The following is a 15861-nucleotide window of genomic DNA, read 5'->3' as shown; positions in this document are numbered from 1 at the left end:
CTCGCGGACGACCCCCGGATCCGGCTATCCGAGGGCGCGGAGTCCCGGCACGACCGCCACCAGCAGCGGCACGACCGGTACCAGCGCGGCGGCGGCCGTCAGCCGCAGCCGGCGCCCCGCGGTGAGCCGTTCCACCGGGGCGAGCAGCCGGTTCACCCGGAGCGGTACCTGCGTGTCCGGCGGAGGACAGGGACCGAACACCCCTCGGTCCTCGTTGAGTCCGACCAGGGCGAGCGCGGTCGTGAGCCGGCCGAAGCGCCGTGAGGCCACGTCGTCCGCAGCCAGTTCGACGAGGCGGTGCATCTCGTCGCGGAACGCGGCGAACACCGGGACCTGCGGGAAGCCGGTCGCGAGCGCGGCCGAGCAGTGCAGCAGCCAGTCATGGCGGGCCTGCGCGTGGCCCTGCTCGTGCGCGAGCACCGCGTCGAGCTGACGGCCCTTCAGCCGCCCGAGTGCCGCGGTGGTGACGACCAGCCGGGGCGCCGTACCGGGCAGCCACCAGGCATCGGGACGCCGTCCCTCCAGCACCACGAGACGGCCGCCGCCGTCCGGCTCCTCGCCGGGCATCAGCGGGGAACGCACCAGCAGTTCCGTGCGCCGCCGCCTGCGGCGCAGCCGGGCCCGGTGGACCTCCCGCACGAGCATGGCGGCGGTCCACAGCCCGCCGAGTGCCAGCAGGACCGCGATGACCGCCGACCACGGCCCGTACGCGCCGAGCGCGTAGGCCTCGACCACGGCGTGCGGGGCGGGTGCGAACACGTGCCCGCGCACCGCCTGCCAGGCGGCGGCCGCGCTGAACGTCATCGCGAGCGCGAACGACAGCAGGACCCCGGCCACCACGCACTGCCAGACCCACAGGGCCACCACAGGCTCGCGCTCCGGCCACCGGGCCCGCGCCATCAGGCTCGGGGCCACGACGGCAGCCAGTGCGCCGAGCAGCAGCAACGTGCAGGAGACCCACATGGGTGTCAGCCTATGAGCGATGCGGTACCAGGGGTACGGCCTCGCGTGGCAAGTGACGTACGCCACGGTTTGCCGTGGCCGTCGTCTCACATGGTGAGCAGCATGGCGAACATGGCTATGCCCATCGTCAGTCTGCACGCCGAGGTGAACTCGGGCCGCGCGCCCGGGGCGAAACCGACCGCACCGCTTCCGCCCGCGCCGCTCGCCGTGGCGGCCGCCGGCATCAGCCGGCCCGCGGAGCGCAGTACGTACAGCGCGTAGTAGGCCAGCAGGGCGCCCGTCAGCAGGGGCACGCCTCCCGCCGCCCCGGCGGCACCCGTCGTGGCGGCGTGCGCGAGGTGGCCGCCGTGCCCGCCCCCGGCCGCCCCGGGGGCCATCGCGAGGGCCATGTAGACCATGGCCAGCGAACCCACCAGGTGGTGCAGGTGGTGGGCGCTGCGCCGGGCGGCCACGAGCGCGCGCGCAGCCGCGCCGGCGAACACCAGCGCGTACACCGCCCACATCCACTCCGGGAGAGTGAGCAGCGCCGCCGGCACCGCCATGAGGGCCATCCCGAACCCCATCAGCGCCTCGGCGCGCGCCGTCCTGCGTTCCCCCTTCGTGCCGCTGCGGGTCCGCAGCAGGCAGTACGTGCCCGTGATCCCGCACAACACCATCAGCAGCCCGCCGGACAGCGCCGGTCCGTGCACGGTGCACCCCCCTGGAGCGAATGACGCCGGTGTCGCCCCATCGATGCCCCGCCGGGAGCCGTCCTACCGGGGCGCATTGGGGTACTGGGGGAGCGCGACCCGGCCTGCGGGGGGTGGTCACGGCCGGGCCGGTGCCCGCCCGCAGGGCCGTTAGGCTCGGACGGCACTTGTCGGCAGCACACGACCGGAGAACGCCACCATGGACACCGCACAGGCCCCTGACCAGGCGCAGCTGACCTTCCGCGACGCGACCGAGGACGACGTACCCGCCCTGGTGCGGCTCGTCGAATCCGCCTACCGGGGGGACGCCAGCCGCGCCGGCTGGACCACGGAGGCGGACCTCCTCGACGGGCAGCGCACCGACGCGCAGGGGGTGCGCGAGGTGGTCGCGGCCCCTGCCGGACGGATGCTCCTGGCCGAGCTGGACGGCGAGCCGGTCGCCTGCTGCCAGCTGGAGCACCGCGGCACGGCCGCCTACTTCGGTATGTTCGCCGTCAAGCCGGAACTGCAGGGCGCCGGCCTCGGCAAGGTGATCATCGCCGAGGCGGAGCGCGCCGCCCGCGCGAGCTGGGGCGTGCGCGAGATGCACATGACGGTGATCACCGTCCGCGAGGAACTGATCGCCTGGTACGAGCGCCGGGGCTACCGCCGTACGGGAGAGCTGACCCCCTTCCCGTACGGCGACGAGCGCTTCGGCATCCCCCGGCGCGAAGATCTCGCCCTCGAGCTGCTGGTCAAGGAGCTGTAGCGGCCCTCAGGCGGTGAAACGGCCGGCGCGCCGGATCTCCGGGTAGTCCGTCGTCGCGCCGTCCAGGCCGAGCGCCTTCGCCAGCCTCAGGTGGTCCGGCGTGTTCACGACCCAGCCGATCACCTTCAGACCCCGCGCGTGCGCCTCCTCGACGACCTCCAGCGTCAGGCGCCGGATGTTCAGGGCGAGCGTCGCCGCGCCCACCGCCTCCGCCCGTTCCACCACGTCACCGCCCCAGCGGCTCGCGATGAGGACCGTCCGCACCCCCGGGACCAGCTGGGCGATCTCGGCCACCGCCTCGTCGTGGAACGAGGACACCTCCACCCGGCCGGCCAGCTTCCGCCGCAGCATCACCTCGGCCAGTGCGCGGGCCGCAGCCACGTCCTTGATCTCGGCCTGCAGGGGCAGGCCGATCGCGTCCAGCACCTCCTCGAAGACGGGCACCCGCTCGCCCTGGCCCGCGTCGAGCCGGCGCAGCTCGTCCAGGGTCTTCCCGGCGATCGGTCCCGTGCCGTCCGTCGTGCGGTCCACGGCGGCGTCGTGCATGACGGTGAGCGCGCCGTCCTTGCTCAGGTGCAGATCCAGCTCGACGGCGTCCATGCCGGCCTGCTCCGCGTACGTGAACGAGCGCAGTGTGTTCTCCGGCGCGACGCCCATCACGCCGCGATGGCCGATGGTGAGAAAAGTCAAGGCACTCCCGCTTCCGTCATCGTCCGTGCTTCGTCCGCAGCTCCTGCCCCCAGGGAACCAGTTCCCGTGTCCAGGACGCCGGATCTCCCGCGCTCCCGACGGAAGAAGTTGTCCAGCTCATGTGTGGCAGGAAAAAACGCGGTGACAAAGAAGAGTGGCAGGATAATTTTCAGCCCTCCACTTGTCCGAAGAGACGGCCCGTGGATAGGGTTGTCCGACGCGAGGTTCTCCCGTGAAGGAAGTGTTATGACGGAAATTCTTGAGCAAGCTCCAGTATCCGGCGCGATAGCTGCTGCCCAGCGGGTCGTCGAGCACCCGGCCTGGTCCGCGCTCAAGAGTGCCGTGGAAGAGCTGCGCCCCTGGCAGTCGAAGGACGGCTCCATCGACTTCTCCGCCGACGGCGCCCCCTCCCGGGACACGGCCGTGGCCACTCTGGCGCGCGTGACCGGAGCGATCGAGGAGCTCTCCCCGCTGCTCCCGCACGACACCGACTACCACCGCGCGCTCGTCGGTGACCTCCGCCGCTGGGCCGCGGACGGCTTCGGCGTACCGGACTTCCTCGACTCCCTGCTCGCCTTCCAGCCGGCCAGGAACCGTGCCGACGGCCTCCAGCACCTGGTCGTGTTCGCGATGTACACGCAGAACGGCAACCCCGACCGCAACCTCGAAGCGGTCGTGCTGCGGATGGTGTGGCCCGAGTGGCTCGCCGACCTCGAGGCCACGCGCTACGACAACCCGCTCTTCTGCGGCATCACCTTCGAGGACTTCACTTCGGGCTACGACACCAACTCCGCGGTCCTCTTCCCCGAGACCATCGCCGTGCGCGAGGCCCCGGAGCGCTTCAGCTGGGGCGGCATCTTCTGCGACCGCGAGGCTGCCCGCTTCCGCCGGGTGACCGAGGCCGCCGTCGACCTCCTGGGCCTTGAACTCCCGGACGACATCCGGGAGATGATCGGCGACCAGAAGCGCTGCGAGCAGGCCTTCGTCCTCTGGGACATGGTCCACGACCGCACCCACAGCCACGGTGACCTGCCGTTCGACCCCTTCATGATCAAGCAGCGCCAGCCGTTCTGGATGTACGGCCTGGAAGAACTGCGCTGCGACCTCACCGCCTTCAAGGAGGCCGTGAAGCTGGAGGCCGACGGGTTCGGCCAGGGTCGTGACGTGCAGTTCGCGGTGCTGTTCGACCGGATGTTCCGTTTCCCCGTCACCGGCGAGCGCGTACGCAACTACGACGGCCTCGGCGGTCAGCTCCTCTTCGCCTACCTCCACAAGCACGACGTGGTCCGCTGGACCGACAACACGCTGAAGATCGACTGGGCCCGCGCCCCGCAGGTCACCAACCAGCTCTGCGGTGAGATCGAGAAGCTCTACCGCGACGGCATCGACCGCCCCAAGCTGGTGCACTGGTTCGCCGCCTACGACCTGGTCGCGACGTATCTCTCCCCGCACCCCGGATCGCGCTGGGCCAAGGGCCCCGACGCCCTGGACGTGACACAACCGCCGCGCAGGCTCGTCGACGACGTGCTTCCCGACGAGTTTCCCCTGAGCATGTTCTATGAGGCGCTCGCCAAGAAACTCAAGCACGTGATCGCCTCCACCAAGGGCATCACCGCGACGGACGCCGGGCGGGCAGCCGCGTGAACGCAGGTTCTGAGGAGGCGGTGGCCATGAACGCGACAGGCATGGGCGACAGGGACGGCGGGCTCGAGGGTGCGGTGATCGCGGTGGCCGGAGCGGCCGGGCCGGCGGGCCGGGCCACCCTCCTGCGGCTGGCCGAGGCGGGGGCGACCGTGGTCGCCTCCGACGCCAACCCCGAACGGCTCGCCGAGGCGGTGGACGCCGCGCGCTACGCCCACGGCGGAGCGACCGTCACCGGCGACACCGTGGACCTGCTCGATCCGGGCGCCGCCCGGGAGTGGGCCGTCAAGACCGAGAAGGAGTTCGGCCGGATCGACGGCCTGGTCCACCTCGTCGGCGGATGGCGCGGCAGCAAGAGCTTCGCGGAGACCAGCCTCGCCGACTGGGACTTCCTGGAGAAGCTGCTGATCCGGACCGTCCAGTCCACCACCCTCGCCTTCCAGGAACCGCTCCAGCGCAGCGACCGCGGCAGGTACGTGCTCATCAGCGCCGCCGGGGCGAGCAGCCCCACCGCCGGCAACGCGGCCTACGCGGCGTCCAAGGCCGCGGCGGAGGCCTGGACCCTCGCCCTGGGCGACGCCTTCCGCAAGGCGGGGGGCGACGACGGCCCCGCGGCGGCTGCTGCGATCCTGGTGGTCAAGGCACTGGTGCACGACGCGATGCGCGCCGAGCGCCCGCATGCGAAGTTCGCGGGCTTCACCGACGTCGAGGAGCTGGCCGAGGCCATCGCCGGCGTCTGGGACAAGCCCGCCGGAGAAGTGAACGGAAAGCGCCTGTGGCTGACCCCGCAACCCTGAGGACCGACGCGCGTCGGCACCACGATCCGCAGGTACGCGGGTTCGCGAGCGACAACTACGCGGGCGCGCACCCGGAGATCCTCGCGGCTCTCGCCCTCGCCAACGGCGGCCACCAGGTCGCCTACGGCGAGGACGACTACACAGGACACCTCCAACGGGTCATCCACAGCCACTTCGGCCCCACCGCCGAAGCGTTCCCCGTCTTCAACGGCACGGGCGCCAACGTCCTCGCCCTCCAGGCGCTCACCGACCGCTGGGGTGCGGTGATCTGCGCGGAGTCCGCCCACATCAACGTGGACGAGGGCGGCGCCCCGGAGCGGATGGGCGGGCTGAAGCTGCTCACCGTCCCGACCCCCGACGGCAAGCTGACGCCGGAACTCATCGACCGCCAGGCGTACGGCTGGGACGACGAGCACCGGGCTATGCCGCAGGTCGTGTCCCTCACACAGAACACCGAGCTCGGCACCGTCTACACCCCCGGCGAGATCCGGGCGATCTGCGACCACGCCCACGAACGGGGCATGAAGGTCCACCTGGACGGTGCCCGGATAGCCAACGCGGCCGCGTCGCTGGACGTGCCGATGCGCACGTTCACCAACACGGTCGGCGTGGACGTGCTCAGCTTCGGCGGTACGAAGAACGGCGCGCTGTTCGGCGAGGCCGTCGTGGTCCTGCGGCCGGAGGCCGTCCGGGCGATGAAGCACCTGCGCAAGATGTCGATGCAGCTGGCCTCGAAGATGCGCTTCGTCTCCGTCCAGCTCGAGGCACTCCTCGCGCGCGACCTCTGGCTGCGCAACGCCCGGCACGCCAACGCCATGGCACAGCGGCTCGCCGAGGGGGTGCGCGCCGTGGACGGCGTGGAGATCCTGCACCCCGTCCAGGCCAACGCGGTCTTCGCCCGGCTCCCGCACGAGGTGACCGAGCGGCTGCAGAAGCGCTTCCGGTTCTACTTCTGGGACGAGAAGGCCGGTGACGTGCGCTGGATGTGCGCCTTCGACACCCGTGAGGAAGACGTCGACGCCTTCGTCCTGGCGCTCAAGGAGGAGATGGCCCGCTGACGGGGCCTTCCGCACCCTCACGAGGCAGCGGCCGACCGGATCCTCCGGCCGGCCGCTGCGCCGTGCTGTGCCTTGTGCGGGGCCGCGGTGTGTCCACCACGGCCCCGCCGGCCGGTCAGCCGCGCTCGCGGGCCTCGGCGGGCGTCGGAGCCGTACCACCGAGGTGCGCCGGCACCCACCAGGTGTCGCTCGCGTCCTTCGGGCGTACCGGATACGCCCGCTGGGCCGCCTCGAGCAGTTCCTGCACCCGCTCGCGCAGCCGGCGGGTGATGGCGCCGGCGTACTGGTCGGCGGGTGCCTCCAGGGGTTCGCCGACGCGGATGGTGATCGGCGTGTGGCTGCGCCGGAAGTTACGCGGCCGGCCCTTGGTCCACAGACGCTGGGTGCCCCACAGCGCCATCGGGATCAGCGGCACGCCGGCCTCCTGCGCCAGCCGGGCGGCCCCCGACTTGAAGCTCTTCAGCGTGAACGACTGGGAGATGGTCGCCTCGGGGAACACCCCGACGATCTCCCCGGAGCGCAGCGAGGCGAGGGCGTGCGCGTAGGCGTCCTCGCCCTGGTCGCGGTCGACGGGGATGTGCTTCATACCGCGCATCAGCGGGCCGGAGATCCTGTGCCGGAAGACCGACTCCTTGGCCATGAAGCGGACGAGCCGCTTCTGCGGCAGCGCGCCGAGCCCGGTGAAGATGAAGTCCAGATAGCTGATGTGGTTGCTGACCAGTACCGCACCGCCGGTCTTCGGGATGTGCTCCGAACCCTGAGTGTCGATCTTCAGGTCGAGCGCCTTGAACAGCGTGCGAGCGGCGCCGATGACCGGCCGATAGACGAGTTCTGCCATCTGGATGAAGACCCTTCTTCAATGCCTGGGGAGGGTTCTCCCGGCGGAAGTTACGCAGCCGTAGGTTTTCGGCATTGTGGCGATGGTGCCCCATGTGCGACGCCGTGGCCAGCCCCGAAGGCCCTGGAGCGAGAGATTCTCGTCACGTGAAACCTCCGGGAATGTAACGCGGAAGTCCGGTGCTGACCCTTTGCGCGGAGCTCGGAGGAGGAGACGGGTATGGACGGGCGGACGATCGGCGGCACCCTGGACGCCGCGCAACTCGGGGCGCCGCTGGGGGAGCGGGCCACTCTCGTGCAGTTCTCGAGTGCCTTCTGCAGGCCCTGCGGCGCCACCCGGCGCGTCCTCACGGAGGTGGCCGCGATGGTCGACGGGGTCGCCCACATCGAGATCGACGCCGAGGCCCACCTCGCGCTCGTCCGCAGCCTCCGGATCAGCCGGACTCCCACCGTCCTCGTCCTCGACGCGGCCGGGCGCATCGTGCGACGGGCCGCCGGTCAGCCGCGTACGGCCGATGTCGTCGCGGCGCTGGGAGCGGCGATGTGAGGGGCGATGTGAGGGGCCGTGACACATCTCCCACATGACCGTACGCACTTGACTGCACACACCACTCATCGTCAGCCTGACGCTATGCCGCCTGAACTGCTTCTCTTCGGCCGGGTGCATGTCGATCTCGTGCGCCACGCCAGTGCGCGCTGTCCGGGTGCCTGACGAACCCGCGGCCCCGCACGCCCCCTCCCAGAAGGACCCGCCGATGACGGCCTCGCCCGATCTCGACTCCCCTCGAACGGCCTCGCCCGAGCTCCTGCGCTCCGTCTTCCGGCAGCACGCCGCCGGGGTCGCCGTGATCACCGCGGCCGGGGAACGCCCGGTCGGTTTCACGGCCACCTCGCTCACCTCCGTCGCCGCCGAGCCGCCCCTCGTCTCCTTCGGCGTGGGTACCTCCTCCTCCAGCTGGCCGGTCGTGGCGGAGGCCGAGCACATCGGCGTACACCTGCTCGGGGAGGACCAGCCGGAGCTCGCCGCCACCTTCGCGCGAAGCGGCGCCGACCGCTTCGGGCCGTCCACCGAGTGGCGCCGCGGGCCCGAGGGCGTGCCCTTGCTGGGTGGCGTGGTGGCGTGGCTGGTCTGCCGCGTGGTGGCCCGTGTCCCGGCCGGGGATCACCGCATCGTGATCGCCGAGGTGGTGCACGGGGACCCGTCGGGCGGCGGTCGGCCGCTGGTCTACCACCAGGGCCGTTTCACGGCTCTGCGAGACTGAGGGCACGCAGGTGGCGCGGGGGCGGTCCGCGTTGGCAAGGTCACAGTTCCACGCGCTTGCTCATGGGGAACGCTCTGGATGTACTGGCGAGTAATATTTCCTTCGGAGCCCGGTCGACCCGGCCGGAAACCGCCCCACAAGGCGCCTATGCTGCGTGCAACAAGGCAGCCCAGAAATGACGATGCAGTAGGAGAGCCGGCGTGAGCTTGAGGATCGTTGTCTGTGTGAAGTACGTACCCGACGCCACCGGCGACCGGCACTTCGCCGATGACCTGACGCTGGACCGTGACGACGTCGACGGTCTGCTGTCGGAGCTCGACGAGTACGCGGTCGAGCAGGCGCTGCAGATCGCCGACGAGGCGGACGACGCGGAGGTCACCGTGTTGACGGTGGGTCCGGAGGACGCCAAGGACGCCCTGCGCAAGGCGCTGTCGATGGGCGCCGACAAGGCCGTCCACGTCGAGGACGACGACCTGCACGGCACCGACGTCATCGGCACCTCCCTGGTGCTGGCCAAGGCCGTCGAGAAGACCGGTTACGACCTGGTCATCTGCGGCATGGCATCGACGGACGGCACCATGGGTGTCCTTCCGGCGCTGCTCGCGGAGCGCCTCGGCGTCCCGCAGGTCACGCTCCTGTCCGAGGTCTCCGTCCAGGACGGCACGGTCAAGGGCCGCCGCGACGGCGACGCCGCGAGCGAGCAGCTCGAGGCCTCTCTCCCGGCCGTGGTCTCCGTGACCGACCAGTCGGGCGAGGCCCGCTACCCGTCCTTCAAGGGCATCATGGCGGCCAAGAAGAAGCCGGTGGAGTCGCTGGACCTCGAGGACCTGGAGATCGAGGCGGACGAGGTCGGTCTCGGCGGCTCGTGGACCGCGGTCGACTCCGCGGCCGAGCGCCCGGCCCGCACCGCGGGCACGATCGTCAAGGACGAGGGCGAGGGCGGCAAGCAGCTGGCCGAGTTCCTCGCGGGCCAGAAGTTCATCTGAGCCCCGCCCGTTCCCACCGCCGCCCCGCACTCCCTCGCACGCAGGAGATTGAAGTCCCATGGCTGAAGTACTCGTCTATGTCGACCACGTGGACGGTGCCGTCCGCAAGCCCACCCTGGAACTGCTGACGCTCGCCCGCCGTATCGGCGAGCCCGTCGCCGTCGCCCTCGGCAACGGGGCCGGCGACACCGCCGCCGCGCTCGCCGAGCACGGCGCCGTCAAGGTCCTCACCGCCGACGCCCCGGAGTTCGCCGACTACCTCGTCGTACCCAAGGTGGACGCGCTCCAGGCCGCCTACGACGCCGTGTCGCCCGCCGCCGTGCTGCTGCCCTCCTCCGCGGAGGCCAAGGAGATCGCCGCCCGCCTCGCGCTGCGCATCGGCTCGGGCATCATCACCGACGCCGTGGACCTGGAGGCCGGCGCCGAGGGCCCGGTCGCGACGCAGTCCGCGTTCGCCGCCTCCTACACCACCAAGTCCCGTGTCTCCAAGGGCACCCCGGTCATCACGGTCAAGCCGAACTCGGCCGCCGTGGAGGCCGCCCCGGCCGCGGGCACCGTCGAGGCCCTCACGGTCTCGTTCTCCGAGCAGGCCACCGGTACGAAGGTCCTCTCCCGCACGCCGCGCGAGTCGACCGGCCGTCCGGAGCTGACCGAGGCCGCGATCGTCGTCTCCGGGGGCCGCGGCGTCAACGGCGCCGAGAACTTCGCGATCATCGAGGCGCTGGCGGACTCCCTCGGCGCGGCTGTCGGCGCCTCCCGTGCCGCGGTCGACGCCGGCTGGTACCCGCACACCAACCAGGTCGGCCAGACCGGTAAGTCGGTCTCGCCGCAGCTGTACATCGCCTCCGGCATCTCCGGCGCGATCCAGCACCGGGCCGGCATGCAGACCTCGAAGACGATCGTCGCGATCAACAAGGACGCCGAGGCACCCATCTTCGACCTCGTCGACTACGGCGTCGTCGGCGACCTGTTCCAGGTCGTCCCGCAGCTGACCGACGAGGTCAAGGCCCGCAAGGGCTGATCGCGCGGGAGCTGTGCCGGCAGGGCGGCCCGGGGCCGCGTGGTGTTCGCACCGCGCGGCCCCGGGCCGTTTCCGATCACCATTGACGCAGGGCCCGAGGGCTTATAACTTCACTATGCGGATGAACAATTCCGGGAAGCGGAAGTCCTGAGCGTGGAGGGTGCGGTCATGGGTCAGCAGGAGAAGGTGGCGACGAGCCTCGCCGGTGCGGTCGGTGAGCGAATCAGCGCCTCCCTCACGGCGGTCGACGCAGAACTGGCCCGGCGCTACCCGGGCGACCCCGGCACCCGCCAGCCCGTGCACACCGTCTACGTCCCCGCCGACGCCTTCTCCGCCACCACCGTCCGCTCCTGGGGCGACCGGGCGCTGGAGGCGCTCGACGAGCACGCCCCGGACGCCGCCGCGCTCGCCCGGATCCTCGGCATCCCCCAGGAGCTCGCGGAACCCGTCCACGACCGCGTACGCGCCAAGCTGGAGCGCGAGCCCGTGGAGGACCTGCGCATCGACTTCGAGGACGGCTACGGGCCGCGGCCGGACGCCGAGGAGGACGAGGCGGCCGCCCGGACGGCCCGGCTCGTCGCCGAGGCGTACGCCGACGGGACCGCCGCGCCGTACACGGGCATCCGGACGAAGTGCATGGAAGCCGCCGTCCGCGACCGCGGGATCCGCACCACGGACGTCTTCCTCACCGGCCTCGTGCGGGCCGGCGGCCTCCCCGACGGGCTCGTGCTGACGCTGCCCAAGGTGACCTACCCGGAACAGGTCGCCGCCTTCGTCCGGCTGCTCGAGGCCTTCGAGGAGACCCACGGCCTGCCGGCCGGACGGCTCGGGTTCGAGATCCAGATCGAGACGAGCCAGTCCATCCTCGCCGCCGACGGCACCGCGGCCGTCGCCCGCATGATCGACGCCGCCGAGGGCCGCGCCACCGGCCTGCACTACGGCACATTCGACTACAGCGCCTGTGTCGGCGTCAGCCCCGCCTACCAGGCGAGCGACCACCCCGCCGCCGACCATGCCAAGGCGGTCATGCAGGTCGCCGCGGCGGGCACGGGCGTGCGCGTCTGCGACGGGTCCACCAACGTGCTGCCCGTCGGCCCCGCCGAGCAGGTCCACGACGCCTGGCGCCTGCACTACGGGCTCACCCGCCGGGCCCTGGCGCGCGCCTACTACCAGGGCTGGGACATGCACCCCGGCCACCTGCCCACCCGTTACGCGGCCGTCTACACCTTCTACCGCGAGGGCCTGGGTGCGGCCGCGTCCCGTCTCGCCGCCTACGTCGCCAAGGCGGGCGGCGACGTGATGGACGAGCCCGCGACCGCGAAGGCGCTGAGCGGCTACCTGCTGCGCGGCATCGACTGCGGCGCCCTGGACACCGCCGAGGTCGCGGAGCTGACCGGCCTGACCCGCTCGGACCTGGACGCCTTCGCCTCGCCCCGCCGTGGCGGACTGACGGTGACGGCCCCGTAGGCCACCGGGGGCCCCGTAGGCCACCGGGCCGTGCCGGGCCTTCCGGATCCCTGCGCAGGGCCTCAGGAGGCCGGCGGCAGCTCGCCCGAGCCCCGGGGGACGAGCCGGGTCGGGAGCTCCACCCTCGCCGGGGCGTGGTCGGCCCCGTCCAGACGGCGGAAGAGGTGCTCCGCCGCTGTGCGGCCGACCGCGGCGGCGTCCTGCGAGATCACCGTGATGCCGAGCAGGTCGGCCAGTTCGATGTCGTCGAAGCCCACCAGGGCGATCCTGCGGTCGCACTCGGCGAGGACGCGCACGACGGTGACGGTCACACGGTTGTTGCCGGCGAAGAGCGCCGTGACCGGCTCCGGGCCCCGCAGCATGGCCTCGGTGGCCGCCCTGACCCGTGCGGGGTCGGTGGATCCGAGGGAGACCCAGGAGTCCTCGACCGTGATGCCGGCGTCGGTCATCGCCGTGTGGTAGCCGCGCAGCCGCTCCTTGGCGGTGTGGATGCGCGGCTGGTCGCCGATGAAACCGATCCTGCGGTGGCCGTGGGCCACCAGGTGGGCCACGCCCTGGCGCGCGCCGCCGAAGCTGTCCGAGAGCACCATGTCGGCATCGACCCGGCCTGCCGGGCGGTCGACGAACACCGTGGCGATGCCCGCCTTCATCTCGGGCTCCAGATAGCGGTGGTCGTCGCCCGCCGGGATCACGATGAGACCGTCCACGCGGCGGGCGCAGAGCGCGAGTACGAGCTCCTGCTCGCGCTCCGGGTCCTCCGCGCTGGACCCGTTGATCAGCAGGGCGCCGTGGGCCCGCGCCACCTCCTCCACCGCCCGGCTCAGGGGCCCGTAGAAGGGGTCCGCGAGATCCTCCAGCACGAGCCCGATCGAAGCGGTACGGCCTTTGCGCAGCACGCGGGCGCTGTCGTTGCGCCGGAAGCCGAGCGCCTCGATCGCCTCCTGCACGCGGCGTTCGGTGTCGGGGGTGACCCCGGGTTCGCCGTTCACCACCCGGGAGACCGTCTTGAGGCCGACTCCGGCACGGGCCGCCACGTCCTTCATGGTCGGCCTGTTGCCGTAGCGTGACTCGGAATGGCGGGCGGTCATGGCCACGGTGCGCTGTCCTGTCGTCGGATGCGGGCGGTTTCGGTGCGGGCGGTTTCGATGGGGCTGCGGGGGGCCGGAGGCTGTGGCGTCGAGCATAGGCCCTGGACAACGTTGTCATATCCGGGGAGACTGAGCGGACCCATTGACGGAAGCCGCAGGCCCGGCGCCCTCACCCCTCCGGAGAGACGACACCGATGCATACCGACCTCGTCGCCGCGCTCGACATCGGCGGCACCAAGATCGCCGGAGCGTTGGTGGACGGTGGCGGAGCACTCCTCGTACGGGCGCGGCGGCCGACGCCCGCCCAGGAGGATGCGGAGGCGGTGATGGGGGCGGTGGACGAGGTCCTGGCCGAACTCATGGCGTCCCCGCTGTGGCACAGGGCGGGCAGGGTCGGCATCGGCAGCGCCGGGCCGGTGGACGCGTCGGCGGGCACGGTCAGCCCGGTGAACGTTCCGGGCTGGCGGGACTTCCCGCTGGTGGAGAGGGTCGCCAGGGCGACCGGCGGGCTGCCCGTCGTCCTGGTCGGCGACGGGGTCGCGGTGACGGCTGCCGAGCACTGGCTGGGTGCCGCCCGCGGATACGACAACGCGCTGTGCATGGTGGTCTCCACGGGGGTCGGCGGCGGACTCGTCCTCGGCGGCAGGCTCCACCCCGGCCCCACGGGTAACGCCGGGCACATCGGCCACATCAGCGTCGACCTGGACGGTGACCTCTGCCCGTGCGGCGCACGCGGCTGCCTCGAACGTCTCGCCAGCGGCCCGAACATCGCCCGGCGGGCGCTGGAGAACGGCTGGCTCCCCGGCCGGGACGGTGATGCGACGGCAGCGGCCGTGGCCGCCGCCGCCCGGGCCGGCGACCCGGTCGCCATCGCCTCGTACGAGCGGGCCGCCCGGGCGCTCGCGGCCGGCATCGCCGCGACCGCCACCCTGGTCGAGATCGACATCGCGGTGATCGGCGGGGGAGTGGCCGGGGCGGCGGACGTGCTGTTCGCGCCGCTGCGGCGGTTCCTGCGTGAGTACGCCACGCTTTCCTTCGTCCAGGGCCTCACGGTGGCACCCGCGGTCATGGGGACCGACGCGGGCCTGGTGGGCGCGGCGGCCGCCGCCGCGGCGGTCCCCCTGGGGGCCGTCGGCGCCGGGCGGCCTGTGGCCGCGCAGTAGCCTCGCGCCCGCGCCTCGGCGTCGCGCCGGGTCCGGCCGGTGTCCTGCCTGCGGGGCTGCCGCAGCACCGCGCACCACGCCGGGCCGGCCTCCTCCCCGGGCCCCGCGCCTGTCCGCTCGAACGGCTTGCGGGCGGTGCCCGTCACGGCCGGACGGCTGTCCGGACTCGTACAGTTGGACGCCCCCGGCGGCCGTCGCGGCGTCCGGGTGCACAACGGCATCGCTCCGGTGGGGTTTCCGCAGAGGGGTGTTGCGGGCAAGCCACAGGGGGCTACGGATGAGGGGGACCCGTGATCGTCTGGATCAACGGTGCGGCCGGCGCGGGAAAGACCAGTGCCGCGTACGAACTGATCGATCTGATCCCGAACAGCACCTTCTACGACCCCGAACTGATCGGAGGGTCACTGCACCACCTACTGCCTCGGAAGAAGCTTGCCGAGGTGACCGACTTCCAGGACCTCCCGATCTGGCGGCGTCTGGTGGTGGACACGGCCGCCGCCCTGCTGGCCGAACTGCCGGGGGTTCTCGTGGTGCCCATGACGCTGCTGAGACAGGAGTATCGCGACGAGATCTTCGGAGGGCTCGCCTCCCGCCGCATTCCGGTGCGTCACGTGCTGCTTGCACCCGAGGAAACGATCCTGCGAGGACGGATGGCCGACCGCGAGGAGTTCGCGGACGATCCGGAGCAGAGCGAGCGGACACGGCAGGGGGCGTACGAACACATCGGGTACTACCGGGCGGCGCTCGACTGGATCACGGAGGACGCCCACCTGATCGACACCAGCACGCTCACCCCGCGCGCGACGGCCGTACGCATCGCGGAGGCGCTGCGTACGGGTGAGGCCAGGGAGTGCGGGATAGTCCAGACGCCCGAACCGCGGGCGGAGACCGTCGCCTCCGGCGTCCTGCTCTTCGACGAACAGGACCGTGTCCTGCTGGTCGACCCGACCTACAAGCCCGGCTGGGAGTTCCCCGGTGGGGTGGTGGAGCCCGGGGAGGCGCCGGCCCAGGCCGGGATGAGGGAGGTCGCCGAGGAACTCGGCCTCCACCTCGGGACGGCACCCAAGCTCCTGGTGGTCGACTGGGAGGCCCCGAAACCGCCCGGGTACGGCGGGTTGCGCTTCCTTTTCGACGGCGGGCTGCTGCACGGCGAGGTCGCCTCCCGGCTGCTGCTGCCCGGCGCGGAGCTGCGCGGCTGGCGGTTCGTGACCGAGGAGGAGGCGGCCTCCCTGCTGCCGCCCACCCACTACGAGCGGCTGCGCTGGGCCCTGCGGGCCCGGGAACGGTCCGCCGTGCTGAACCTGGAGGCGGGGGTACCGGTGGGCGGCCGGCCCGCCGGTGGCAGCTTCCGGCCATGACCCGACGGGTGGTGGCAGGTCGCGGTCAACGTGCCGGCGATGGCAGGTTCCGGTCGCCACGCGGTCGACGGTGGCAGGTCCCGGTCGCTCCGC

16 protein-coding genes are annotated in these 15861 nt (G+C 72.1%); 11 read left to right on the top strand and 5 right to left on the bottom strand.

Translation table 11 applies throughout. The annotated features are described in order from the left end of the window. Nucleotides 1-24 precede the first annotated feature (24 nt). The gene (locus tag ACH4VO_RS07845) at nucleotides 25-963 is read right to left on the bottom strand and encodes a M56 family metallopeptidase (RefSeq protein ID WP_360984782.1); all 939 of its coding nucleotides are present in this window, start codon (nucleotides 961-963) and stop codon (nucleotides 25-27) included. Nucleotides 964-1049: 86 nt separating this feature from the next. Further along, nucleotides 1050-1652, bottom strand: a complete 603-nt coding sequence (locus ACH4VO_RS07840; protein ID WP_360984785.1) for a DUF5134 domain-containing protein — start codon at nucleotides 1650-1652, stop codon at nucleotides 1050-1052. A 199-nt stretch (nucleotides 1653-1851) separates the two neighbouring features. Between ACH4VO_RS07840 and ACH4VO_RS07835 the strand changes: the two genes are divergently transcribed. After that, complete coding sequence (locus tag ACH4VO_RS07835; RefSeq protein WP_360984788.1) at nucleotides 1852-2400, top strand: GNAT family N-acetyltransferase; 549 nt, start codon at nucleotides 1852-1854, stop codon at nucleotides 2398-2400. A gap of 6 nt (nucleotides 2401-2406) precedes the next feature. Here the strand turns inward: ACH4VO_RS07835 and ACH4VO_RS07830 are convergent, their stop codons facing one another. Then, nucleotides 2407-3090 (bottom strand): glycerophosphodiester phosphodiesterase family protein, encoded by a 684-nt coding sequence (locus tag ACH4VO_RS07830; RefSeq protein WP_360984791.1) that lies wholly within the window; start codon nucleotides 3088-3090, stop codon nucleotides 2407-2409. 246 nt (nucleotides 3091-3336) lie between these two features. Here ACH4VO_RS07830 and ACH4VO_RS07825 point away from each other — a divergent pair, with 246 nt between their 5' ends. The 3 genes from ACH4VO_RS07825 to ACH4VO_RS07815 are packed head-to-tail and all read left to right on the top strand — an operon-like array spanning nucleotide 3337 to nucleotide 6586. Further along, the gene (locus tag ACH4VO_RS07825; protein WP_360984794.1) at nucleotides 3337-4734 is read left to right on the top strand and encodes a DUF6421 family protein; all 1398 of its coding nucleotides are present in this window, start codon (nucleotides 3337-3339) and stop codon (nucleotides 4732-4734) included. A gap of 26 nt (nucleotides 4735-4760) precedes the next feature. Further along, a complete protein-coding gene (locus ACH4VO_RS07820) occupies nucleotides 4761-5528 on the top strand; it encodes an SDR family NAD(P)-dependent oxidoreductase (RefSeq protein ID WP_360984797.1) in 768 nt (255 codons plus the stop codon). Next, nucleotides 5525-6586 (top strand): low specificity L-threonine aldolase, encoded by a 1062-nt coding sequence (locus tag ACH4VO_RS07815; RefSeq protein ID WP_360985075.1) that lies wholly within the window; start codon nucleotides 5525-5527, stop codon nucleotides 6584-6586. Before ACH4VO_RS07820 ends, ACH4VO_RS07815 begins: the two co-directional genes overlap by 4 nt. Nucleotides 6587-6701: 115 nt before the next feature. Here the strand turns inward: ACH4VO_RS07815 and ACH4VO_RS07810 are convergent, their stop codons facing one another. Further along, the gene (locus ACH4VO_RS07810; protein ID WP_360984801.1) at nucleotides 6702-7424 is read right to left on the bottom strand and encodes a lysophospholipid acyltransferase family protein; all 723 of its coding nucleotides are present in this window, start codon (nucleotides 7422-7424) and stop codon (nucleotides 6702-6704) included. Nucleotides 7425-7643: 219 nt separating this feature from the next. Between ACH4VO_RS07810 and ACH4VO_RS07805 the strand changes: the two genes are divergently transcribed. The 5 genes from ACH4VO_RS07805 to ACH4VO_RS07785 all read left to right on the top strand — a co-directional run bounded on the left by ACH4VO_RS07805 (nucleotide 7644) and on the right by ACH4VO_RS07785 (nucleotide 12159). Continuing rightward, complete coding sequence (locus ACH4VO_RS07805) at nucleotides 7644-7970, top strand: thioredoxin family protein (RefSeq protein ID WP_360984804.1); 327 nt, start codon at nucleotides 7644-7646, stop codon at nucleotides 7968-7970. A gap of 208 nt (nucleotides 7971-8178) precedes the next feature. Further along, nucleotides 8179-8685, top strand: coding sequence for a flavin reductase family protein (locus ACH4VO_RS07800; RefSeq protein ID WP_360984807.1), 507 nt, complete (start codon nucleotides 8179-8181; stop codon nucleotides 8683-8685). A gap of 200 nt (nucleotides 8686-8885) precedes the next feature. After that, a complete protein-coding gene (locus ACH4VO_RS07795) occupies nucleotides 8886-9671 on the top strand; it encodes an electron transfer flavoprotein subunit beta/FixA family protein (protein ID WP_360984810.1) in 786 nt (261 codons plus the stop codon). A gap of 58 nt (nucleotides 9672-9729) precedes the next feature. Next, nucleotides 9730-10692, top strand: a complete 963-nt coding sequence (locus ACH4VO_RS07790) for an electron transfer flavoprotein subunit alpha/FixB family protein (protein WP_360984813.1) — start codon at nucleotides 9730-9732, stop codon at nucleotides 10690-10692. Nucleotides 10693-10860: 168 nt separating this feature from the next. Beyond that, nucleotides 10861-12159: a DUF6986 family protein gene (locus ACH4VO_RS07785; RefSeq protein ID WP_360984816.1), complete on the top strand. Its 1299-nt coding sequence runs from the start codon at nucleotides 10861-10863 to the stop codon at nucleotides 12157-12159. 62 nt (nucleotides 12160-12221) lie between these two features. Here the strand turns inward: ACH4VO_RS07785 and ACH4VO_RS07780 are convergent, their stop codons facing one another. Beyond that, entirely contained in the window at nucleotides 12222-13253 is a 1032-nt protein-coding gene (locus ACH4VO_RS07780; RefSeq protein ID WP_360984819.1) for a LacI family DNA-binding transcriptional regulator, read from the bottom strand. A 188-nt stretch (nucleotides 13254-13441) separates the two neighbouring features. Between ACH4VO_RS07780 and ACH4VO_RS07775 the strand changes: the two genes are divergently transcribed. Continuing rightward, nucleotides 13442-14410, top strand: coding sequence for an ROK family protein (locus tag ACH4VO_RS07775; protein WP_360984822.1), 969 nt, complete (start codon nucleotides 13442-13444; stop codon nucleotides 14408-14410). A 290-nt stretch (nucleotides 14411-14700) separates the two neighbouring features. Beyond that, nucleotides 14701-15768 carry an NUDIX domain-containing protein gene (locus ACH4VO_RS07770; protein WP_360984825.1) on the top strand — a complete coding sequence of 356 codons (1068 nt, stop codon included), beginning with the start codon at nucleotides 14701-14703 and terminating at the stop codon, nucleotides 15766-15768. The last annotated feature ends 93 nt before the right edge of the window (nucleotides 15769-15861 follow it).

Source organism: Streptomyces sp. NPDC020780 (genome assembly GCF_044334475.1).
GTDB lineage: Bacteria > Actinomycetota > Actinomycetes > Streptomycetales > Streptomycetaceae > Streptomyces.
This window is presented reverse-complemented; position numbering and strand designations above follow the sequence as displayed.

Coding starts and splice junctions, on each gene's coding strand:
- ACH4VO_RS07845 (WP_360984782.1), bottom strand. CDS start 963: ATGTGGGTCTCCTGCACGTTGCTGCTGCTCGGCGCACTGGCTGCCGTC.
- ACH4VO_RS07835 (WP_360984788.1), top strand. CDS start 1,852: ATGGACACCGCACAGGCCCCTGACCAGGCGCAGCTGACCTTCCGCGAC.
- ACH4VO_RS07825 (WP_360984794.1), top strand. CDS start 3,337: ATGACGGAAATTCTTGAGCAAGCTCCAGTATCCGGCGCGATAGCTGCT.
- ACH4VO_RS07820 (WP_360984797.1), top strand. CDS start 4,761: ATGAACGCGACAGGCATGGGCGACAGGGACGGCGGGCTCGAGGGTGCG.
- ACH4VO_RS07810 (WP_360984801.1), bottom strand. CDS start 7,424: ATGGCAGAACTCGTCTATCGGCCGGTCATCGGCGCCGCTCGCACGCTG.
- ACH4VO_RS07805 (WP_360984804.1), top strand. CDS start 7,644: ATGGACGGGCGGACGATCGGCGGCACCCTGGACGCCGCGCAACTCGGG.
- ACH4VO_RS07800 (WP_360984807.1), top strand. CDS start 8,179: ATGACGGCCTCGCCCGATCTCGACTCCCCTCGAACGGCCTCGCCCGAG.
- ACH4VO_RS07790 (WP_360984813.1), top strand. CDS start 9,730: ATGGCTGAAGTACTCGTCTATGTCGACCACGTGGACGGTGCCGTCCGC.
- ACH4VO_RS07785 (WP_360984816.1), top strand. CDS start 10,861: ATGGGTCAGCAGGAGAAGGTGGCGACGAGCCTCGCCGGTGCGGTCGGT.
- ACH4VO_RS07775 (WP_360984822.1), top strand. CDS start 13,442: ATGCATACCGACCTCGTCGCCGCGCTCGACATCGGCGGCACCAAGATC.